The 7,901-nt window shown below is 34.6% G+C and carries 10 protein-coding genes and 1 pseudogene; 4 read left to right on the forward strand and 7 right to left on the reverse strand.

The genetic code is table 11. The annotated features are described in order from the left end of the window. From WBQ70_RS06865 to WBQ70_RS06890, 6 genes and pseudogenes are all read right to left on the reverse strand, one after another. Positions 1 to 635 (reverse strand): annotated as a pseudogene (locus WBQ70_RS06865) (hypothetical protein); the annotation flags it as partial. A gap of 16 nt (positions 636 to 651) precedes the next feature. Next, on the reverse strand, positions 652 to 870 hold the full coding sequence (locus WBQ70_RS06870; RefSeq protein ID WP_423912121.1) for a PRTRC system protein C: 219 nt from the start codon (positions 868 to 870) through the stop codon (positions 652 to 654). A gap of 17 nt (positions 871 to 887) precedes the next feature. Further along, positions 888 to 1,496, reverse strand: a complete 609-nt coding sequence (locus WBQ70_RS06875; RefSeq protein WP_423912124.1) for a PRTRC system protein E — start codon at positions 1,494 to 1,496, stop codon at positions 888 to 890. A gap of 11 nt (positions 1,497 to 1,507) precedes the next feature. Further along, positions 1,508 to 1,702 (reverse strand): hypothetical protein, encoded by a 195-nt coding sequence (locus WBQ70_RS06880; RefSeq protein WP_423912127.1) that lies wholly within the window; start codon positions 1,700 to 1,702, stop codon positions 1,508 to 1,510. Between the two features lie 50 nt (positions 1,703 to 1,752). Next, complete coding sequence (locus tag WBQ70_RS06885; RefSeq protein ID WP_423912129.1) at positions 1,753 to 2,826, reverse strand: DUF932 domain-containing protein; 1,074 nt, start codon at positions 2,824 to 2,826, stop codon at positions 1,753 to 1,755. 35 nt (positions 2,827 to 2,861) lie between these two features. Then, positions 2,862 to 3,254: a single-stranded DNA-binding protein gene (locus WBQ70_RS06890; RefSeq protein WP_423912132.1), complete on the reverse strand. Its 393-nt coding sequence runs from the start codon at positions 3,252 to 3,254 to the stop codon at positions 2,862 to 2,864. Positions 3,255 to 3,604: 350 nt separating this feature from the next. Here WBQ70_RS06890 and WBQ70_RS06895 point away from each other — a divergent pair, with 350 nt between their 5' ends. The 4 genes from WBQ70_RS06895 to WBQ70_RS06910 all read left to right on the forward strand — a co-directional run bounded on the left by WBQ70_RS06895 (position 3,605) and on the right by WBQ70_RS06910 (position 7,062). Then, positions 3,605 to 3,871 (forward strand): hypothetical protein, encoded by a 267-nt coding sequence (locus WBQ70_RS06895; RefSeq protein ID WP_423912134.1) that lies wholly within the window; start codon positions 3,605 to 3,607, stop codon positions 3,869 to 3,871. A 120-nt stretch (positions 3,872 to 3,991) separates the two neighbouring features. Then, the gene (locus WBQ70_RS06900) at positions 3,992 to 4,147 is read left to right on the forward strand and encodes a hypothetical protein (RefSeq protein ID WP_423912137.1); all 156 of its coding nucleotides are present in this window, start codon (positions 3,992 to 3,994) and stop codon (positions 4,145 to 4,147) included. After that, complete coding sequence (locus tag WBQ70_RS06905) at positions 4,131 to 5,747, forward strand: recombinase family protein (protein ID WP_423912140.1); 1,617 nt, start codon at positions 4,131 to 4,133, stop codon at positions 5,745 to 5,747. Before WBQ70_RS06900 ends, WBQ70_RS06905 begins: the two co-directional genes overlap by 17 nt. 79 nt (positions 5,748 to 5,826) lie before the next feature. Beyond that, a complete protein-coding gene (locus WBQ70_RS06910) occupies positions 5,827 to 7,062 on the forward strand; it encodes a tyrosine-type recombinase/integrase (RefSeq protein ID WP_423912143.1) in 1,236 nt (411 codons plus the stop codon). 175 nt (positions 7,063 to 7,237) lie between these two features. On the opposite strand, the gene WBQ70_RS06915 is transcribed toward WBQ70_RS06910, so the two are convergent. Next, a partial coding sequence (locus WBQ70_RS06915; RefSeq protein WP_423912146.1) for a nucleotidyl transferase AbiEii/AbiGii toxin family protein occupies positions 7,238 to 7,901 on the reverse strand: 664 nt, incomplete at its 5' end.

The following is a 7,901-nucleotide window of genomic DNA, read 5'->3' on the forward strand; positions in this document are numbered from 1 at the left end:
ATTTCATACATCCAATACAGATAACTATTTTCTTGTCTGTAATACGGAATATCAACAATGTGATATAGATAACTACATACGGAAACCACTAATTGAGCGGTCTTTTTACGCCTTTTGTCGTTGAGCATTTTAAAGAGCGGAACGATAGGAATATAATACAAGGTCGTTTTTGTATCGTATCGTTCTTCACTAATAAAAAAGGTTTTCCTGCTATCCTGTACCAATCGCAAACTATCCCAATTTGCATTGGTTCGTTTTAACTTGCTTTCTATATCCCAAATCGCCAAAACGATATTGTATGGATAGCCGTATATTTGGGTTTGCATCGGTTCTATGCGATAATGCTCGGCAAGTTTGGAAAGGGATTGATAAAAATCCCTCTCTGTTTTTGCAGTTTCCTTACAAGCCTGTACGGATTGTGCCGTTTTCAGTTTAGGCAGGAATACACACTTTAGAAAACCGTTGGCAACATTGCTATTGGTACGGCTTTCCGCTTGTCTTTTTGTACTTGGTTTGCATCTTTTGGTCTTTGCATCCATTGTGCGAACTCGCCCAATTGTCGGTGCAGTTGCCGTTGTTTTTTCTGTTCGGGTATGCTGATAATTCCCGATAGGATATGTGGTTGCATAATTCATCGTTTTGATTTTTGGTTTAACCTTTTGTACCCATTACGCTTTCAAATTTGTACTCAACTGCATCGTCTTTTATTTGCGGAGCAGATACTTTTGCCGTTGTAAGTATCGGGTACAAATTGGCGTAAAAATTCATTACGGCTTCCACGCTCCAACGTGGTTCGGGGTCGGTCAGTCTAATGTCCTGTCCTTTATCTTTGAGTATAAAAACTCGCTTTAATTGCGTTGCTACTAACATAACTCTGATTTTTTGGATTAATATTCTTGTTCTTCTTCCGTTTCATCGGTAGGATAATTTACTGTAACTTCTTCCTCTTGTTGCAGTTCGGGTTTTACTTCTTCCATTGCTCCAAAAAGGCTCGGTGTTGCAAACTTTTCAGAGAATGCGTTTTTACGTTTGCGTATCTCGTCCGCTTTTTCGGGAAACTCTGTTATCTCGGGTACTTTCATCCACGCTTCACGGAATTTGCCTTCTTTTTCTAGTTCTTCCGCCTTTGCCATTCCATCTTTAAATTTCTTGTCTTTGGCTTCTTGTTCTTTCTTCTGTTTATCGGCTTTTTCTTTCTCCATAGCCGATTGTTTTTTGACTTCTTCCATTTGCTTTAGAAATTTCTCCATATCCACCATTAAACCCGAAACGGTTTGGATAGGTGCGGTTATTTGCTCAAAAAATCCATCGTCAAACTCTTGGGGCGTTGCATTAAATGTCAATGGCGGAATTAGATTTTTGGCGTTATCTCCGCATTGTTCGTTGTTGAGGATAACCGAAACAATTAGGTTATTTTCTGCTCCTTTTGAAATATTCAGTTGTAATACTCCTGTAAAGTCCAACTGTGCTATCTGATTGAAAAAATTAGTATTCATTGCTATAAAATTTAAGATGTTGTTAATTGCGTATTGATTGCTCTTAGTTTTTCGTACATATCTGACCAATAGGTTTTTTGTCTTTTGTCAAACTCCGAAAAATTGCTGTCCTCGTGGTTATATTCTTTGTATCGCTTTGCTATTTTTATAGCTTCCTTTAAATCTGTTACTTCAATTTGGCAACCATTTATGTCTGTTACATTCATAGTTGTTTTATAGTAGGCTACCACCGTTTAAGACAGTAGCCTATGATTATTTAATTAAGGTTTAAGATTTCCGCACCGTCCAATGCAAAGGCAGTACACAATTCAAATGCTTTTTGAGATTTGAGTTGAGCTGTTCCACCCAATACAATACTCTGCAACTTGGCTTCATCATTTTTGTAATTGCGTTCATTCTGATAGTATCCTGTAACGGCATTATATGCTCCGAACAATGTTCCTTTTGTAGTGTCCATTTGTTGCGTGTCGCTCATCATTGCGTAAGAAAAAGCATCGTCAACGGTGTTTTTAAATAAGGTTGAAATTTCATCTTCTGCACCTTTTTTAATTAACTCAAGCGTTTCTTTATTCGGGCAAAGTGCCAATTGGATTAGCTTTCTTACTTCTCGGTCTGTAACTCTTACGCTTGCCCACTCATTAAAAATATTCTCTAATTGATTACTCAAAGTGTTCGCCAGTCCCATAATTTTATGGGCGTTTTCGATACGTTGTTTTGCTCCCGAAGTATGTTTGATACGAATTACATTGGTCATACTGCGTAGCGAAGCGTTCAGCGTATTTTGGCAAACAATTCTAACAGGTGTAAATGCGGCTGTGATACTTCCGCTACCATCGTGCGAAGTAGTTAAGAAAATGTACTTTTCTGTTACGTCATCGCCATTACCTACACGGATATAGTCGGGCAATTTGGCAGTGATAAATATGCGCTCTCCGTTGCCTAATGCTCCTGCGGTTTCATACAGAATACCCTCGCCACCGCCTACAATAGCATCAAAGAAATTAAAGGCTTCACGGTTTTGTACTATGTGGTAATCTTTCCCCACCACGCCCAATACTTTATTGTTATCGGTGCGTATGTTGGCGAAATAGTTTGGTACTTCCAATTCACTACTCCCTATCTCAATGCCGTTTGCCGTTTCGATAATACCCGAACCTTTTGTAAATAGTGGGGATTTTACGACTTCGTAATCTAATCCTGCGTGTTTGATAGCTTCCTCGCTTGTTGGGTATTGCTCTACGATTTGCCCTAAACCGTGCCACGCTTTTTGTTGAACGCTAAAGAATGAATACCGTCCTGTTCTCTCGTTGAAATTGATGTTATGTGCCATGATAAAATGATTTAAAATTGTTTGAATACTTGTTATTAAAAAGGGAGGTCGTCTTCTGTTCCCTGTTCTGCAACTTTGTTGTTTTCGGCTTTTGCAGTTGCTTGTATGGTTTCCGCTTTCCTGCTACCTCCGTGCAGTTTGATTTGTGAGGTATGAAAATTCAGTCCTGCTCTTAATTCTCCGTCATTCCCTGTCCACGCTCTTGTACTAACTCTTCCCGATAGTTCTACCAAAGTGCCTTTTGTGAGTAGCGAAGCTACGTTTGGGCTTATCCAATAGGAGCAGTCGAAATAGGTCGTCTGTTCTATGCGTTCGCCCTGTTTGTTACGGTAGCTGTCGTTGATTGCTACTGAAAAGTTTACTACTTGTTTTTTCTGTGACGTTGTGCGGACTTCCGCATCTCTTGTCAATCGTCCTGTGATGTTCATGATTTCTACTTTTTTGAATTATTGATTTTTTTTTTAATTTATTTGGTATTGAGAGGAGGTGAAGTTTCGTTTCTCTTTTACCATTTCTAATGCTGTATATTTTCATTTCTGACATTTTTTTTATTCGTCTAAAGAGCCGGAGTATGCTTTGTTTCGTTTCACGAGCATAAAAGGTTCGTGTTTAGCAACAGCAAGGTTTTGACAAAAAATACGACCCGCATGGGTGGAGATTTTTTGTCAAACCCGCAGGGCTTGACCTTGATGTTGCGTTAAGAACACGGAAATACCTTTGCTCTTGAAATGGGACAAAACAGCATACTGGCTCTTGGATAAAACCTGTGTGGAAGCCAATGGAAAAGGCATTAAGAAATGGTCTATGTGATTACAAAACCATCATTTATCTGGCAGAATTTTTAACCATTTTTAAGTTGTTTGTGGCTATGAAAGCCACCAAAAGGATATTGGAAAATATTGCTTGGGATTTGCCTTGGATTTTCCGATATGTTTTTCAGTATATCCAACCAAAGCTCTTTTATGCGAAGTGGGTGAGGAAAGGAAATAAATGTGCTTTTGGGGGTACTACTTTGATTTCTAACTGCCAATTGTGGTCAAAATAAGACTTTAGAAGCCACTATCTGTTTTAATCTGATTCAGTTGTTAAATTTATTACTATACACATAAATAATCTAAAGTGGATAACCTAATTCTGGTAAATACAAAAGAAAAGGAGGGAAAAAATGGCAAAGGAAAATAATAATAAGGATTTGATCGATAGTAAGATAAAAGAATTAAAATTAAATATAGATGAGGAGACGAAGTACAAATTTGTAAATTTGCTTATCGATATTATTGTTTCTATAACTTTAAAAAAACTAGATGAAAAGAGCGATTAGATATTTACGATTTAGTCAGTTAGGTCAAAGTAATGGATCTATTGAAAGACAAGAACTCTATACAGATCAATGGTTAAAATTTAATAATGTTGAACTGGTTGACAGTTTTATTGATCGAGGTAAAAGTGCAAAGACATTTGATAGGCCTGATTTTATAAAACTTAAAGAGTTTATTGCTAAGCATTTTAAAAGAGTTGACTATCTTTTAGTTGATCAGATGGATAGGTTTAGTAGAGATGCAGGAGAAGCAATGAGTATGGTTAAGATGCTTCAAAGGAAATATAATATTCAGATAGTCAGCGTGACTGAAGGAATAACATTTGATTATGATACTGCTGGAAGTTTTTTCAGAGCGGGACTGCAATTACTACTTGCTGAAGAGGACAATATAAATAGAAGTATTAAAATTAGAGGGGGCCTTTATACTGCAAGGGCAAAAGAGGGACGCTACATTGGTGTTAAACCACCGTTCGGTTACATGAAAGTGGGTGAAGGAAAGGAACGAAAATTAGTTATTGACGAGCAAGAAGCTAAAATTGTAAAATTTATTTTTGATTCTTTTTTACATGATTTACCACTTTATAAAATAAAAGAGAAAGCTCGTAGTATTGGCTTTAGTAAGAAAGGAAATACTGCGGTTGAAAGGCTTTTAACAAATCCTGTATATGCTGGAATGCTGCAGGTACAGGCTTATAAAGAGCACCCAGGCGGTATATTTCCTGCTATCCATGAAGCTATTATTGATAAAGCAACTTGGCAACTTGTGCAGAACAAAATGAAAAAACCAGTAACTATAAGGGCGGTTTTAGATGAAAATCTTCCACTACGAGGTATTTTAAAGTGTCACTGTGGAAATTATTTAACAGGGGCACCATCGAGAGGAAAATCAGGAAAATATTTTCAATATTATAAATGTAAAGTTTCAAAGCATAATAACATTAGCGCTATTAAGGCTCATAATCAACTTATGGAAATTTGGGAATTAATAAGTCTTCCAGAAAAAATTATTTCTGAAATAAAAGAGTCAACTAACAGTGCTATAGAAGAAAAAATTAAAGAAAATAAAAAGAAAATAATAGAGAACAAATTAATTTTTGAAGAAACTCAGGAAAAGTTGTTCTCAGTTGAAGAAAAATGGATAAAAAATGAAATTTCAAAGGATACTTATGACAGATGGTATTCGTCTTATAATAATACTATCTTTTCATGTAATAGTGCAATTGAACGACTTGGGAAATTTGAAGTTCGAGCCTATTCAATTTTACAGAAGAATTTAGAGAAACTTGTAGATATGAGAAATATATATCAACAGGCTGATATCTATCAAAAAAGAGAATTAGTAAAACTGGTGTTCGACAGCAACTTGTACTATCAGGATGGCATCTATCGAACACCTACAATGCTTGATTTATTATCTCGCAATCACCTATTAATGAAAGAAAAAGGATTGCTTTTATATAATAAAAAAAGGGATGATTTTTCAATCATCCCATCCAGTGGAGTCGCCGGCTATACTTTCGTATATATTTGTTTATATAAATTTATTAACTATGTTGTTGTTAAACAGTCTTTTGTGGTTGTTTTTTATGTCTCATTATAAAATTTAATAGTAATGAAATATAACATAATTGTCAACCATTTTGTCAACGCATCATTTTAACTAAATTATTATAAAAATTATGAAGTACACTTTTAATCTCCGTAAACCTAAATCTGATCAAGAAACATTAATTCTTTTCTCTTGCTTTTTCAATGACGAAAAGAAGAAATTTGTTTATTCTACTAAAAAAGCAATTTTACCTAAGCATTGGGATTTTGAAAATAAATGTCCGTATAAAAAGGGTGTTTCAATTTCTCAAAATCAAAAACAAATTAATAAAAGACTACATGATTTTGCTACGGAATTTCAGAAAATAATTTCACGTTCAGAGTTGGGAGAGCAAACTTTTGACAGTACTATTTTAAAAGCGCATTTCGATCAAGTGTTTGAAAGAGTAGTTAAAGTTAGCTCTTTTTTTGAAGTATATGATAGATTTACCGACGAAAAGGTCAAATTAAAAGAATGGTCAAAAAATACTATAAAGAGATACAAGAATATTAAAAACTTATTGGAAGAATTTGAAAAAGTTAAAAATTACAAATTAACCTTTGCAAAAATTAATAAAAAATTCTTTACTGAATTTACAGACTTTTGCTATGAATATAAAGATCATTATACTAATACATTTAGTCGTAATGTTGGATTATTCAAAACCTTTATGTTTTGGTCTGTTAAAAATGGACATGCATTTAATTCCGAATTTTTAGAATTCAAAAAACCGCAACGTGTTTTAACTCGCCAAGAAGCATTAACAATGGAGCAAGTAAAAGCAATTTATGATTTTGAGTGTGCAACGGAATCGCTTACCAATGCTAAGGATGTTTTTGTTTTTCAGTGTCTAACTGGTTTGCGGTACGGTGATTTAGAACTTGTTAATAAGCGTATCGTTACTGCTGAAAATTGTCTTTTCCTTAAAGAAGGGAAGGATCATAAAAAACCAGATCGAGAAATTCCACTGTATAAAATAGCTATGGAAATCTTACAGAGATATGATTATGTTTTACCACTCAGTACAAATCAGGAACAAAATAGAGCAATTAAAAAGATTTTAAGAGCCATGGAATTTGTTCATGATGTAGAATATTCTCGTACGAAAGGAGTAGAGCAACAACGATTTATAAAGGCATTTTGTGATCGTATAACAACACACACGGCTAGAAGGTCTTTTGTGACCATACTTCGAAATGCTGGACTTGCTGACAAAGTAATAATGAGTGTTACAGGACATCGAGATATTAAAACATTTAATATGTACCATCAAGTGAGTTCAATGGCTACTGTTAATGCAATAAATAAAATTTTTAGTGCTATGTAAAAGTTTAAAAATTAGATCATGATAAAGTTATTTTGAAAAACATTTGAGCTCCTCACAAAGCTCAAAAATGTTTTTCGGAAATAACTTTTTTAATTATATTTCTTAAAATTATCGGCTTGTTCTAACTGTGCTTCGGTAAATTTCATAATTTAAAAATAATACAACTTGCGCTACGTTAGTTTGTTTTAAAATTTTGCATTATTTCTTTCATTCTTTCTAAAAGATCAGGAAAGGATTTAGAATCTCCTATAATCATATTTTGCTGCATCGCTTTATAATCTTGTTCCCATTCGGTCAGTACTTCATCAGGTGGGATTATTTGTAAAGTATCTCTTTTGTGGAATTCATAACTTATATTTCGTAATGGCGTAATGGCTTTTCTGTGTGCTACAATTTGCTCAAAAAGCGAATGATTTTGATAGGCTCTTTGCGCATATTCAGAATTAGCTAACCTATCTATATCGTACAAATGACGAGACAACTGCTCGCTTCTTATGTGATGAATTGGTTTTAAAAATTCTTCATGTAGTAACAATACTTTTTCAATAAAAGTACGTGTTGGAACGACCACATTTACCTTTGTTGCTTTTTGTGCAAAAGGAAGATGGGCATATTCACTGTCAATAAATGAGATTACTTCTCTTTCCTCAGTAGGTTCTGTCAAAGAACGAGCTCCCATTTCGATTAACACTCTGGGTTGAATATAACTGTTATTACTTTCTATCAACGGTTCATAATAAAACTCTAATGTGTTGGGATCACTGGTATCATCTACTTTGTCATTGTATTTGATAGTATAGGTATCTGATGCGATACCAAGTTGCGTTAATTGATTAATC

This window comes from Flavobacterium sp., from assembly GCF_049590715.1.
Taxonomy (GTDB): domain Bacteria; phylum Bacteroidota; class Bacteroidia; order Flavobacteriales; family Flavobacteriaceae; genus Flavobacterium.

Coding starts and splice junctions, on each gene's coding strand:
- WBQ70_RS06870 (WP_423912121.1), bottom strand. CDS start 870: ATGTTAGTAGCAACGCAATTAAAGCGAGTTTTTATACTCAAAGATAAA.
- WBQ70_RS06875 (WP_423912124.1), bottom strand. CDS start 1,496: ATGAATACTAATTTTTTCAATCAGATAGCACAGTTGGACTTTACAGGA.
- WBQ70_RS06880 (WP_423912127.1), bottom strand. CDS start 1,702: ATGAATGTAACAGACATAAATGGTTGCCAAATTGAAGTAACAGATTTA.
- WBQ70_RS06885 (WP_423912129.1), bottom strand. CDS start 2,826: ATGGCACATAACATCAATTTCAACGAGAGAACAGGACGGTATTCATTC.
- WBQ70_RS06890 (WP_423912132.1), bottom strand. CDS start 3,254: ATGAACATCACAGGACGATTGACAAGAGATGCGGAAGTCCGCACAACG.
- WBQ70_RS06895 (WP_423912134.1), top strand. CDS start 3,605: ATGGAAAAGGCATTAAGAAATGGTCTATGTGATTACAAAACCATCATT.
- WBQ70_RS06900 (WP_423912137.1), top strand. CDS start 3,992: ATGGCAAAGGAAAATAATAATAAGGATTTGATCGATAGTAAGATAAAA.
- WBQ70_RS06905 (WP_423912140.1), top strand. CDS start 4,131: ATGAAAAGAGCGATTAGATATTTACGATTTAGTCAGTTAGGTCAAAGT.
- WBQ70_RS06910 (WP_423912143.1), top strand. CDS start 5,827: ATGAAGTACACTTTTAATCTCCGTAAACCTAAATCTGATCAAGAAACA.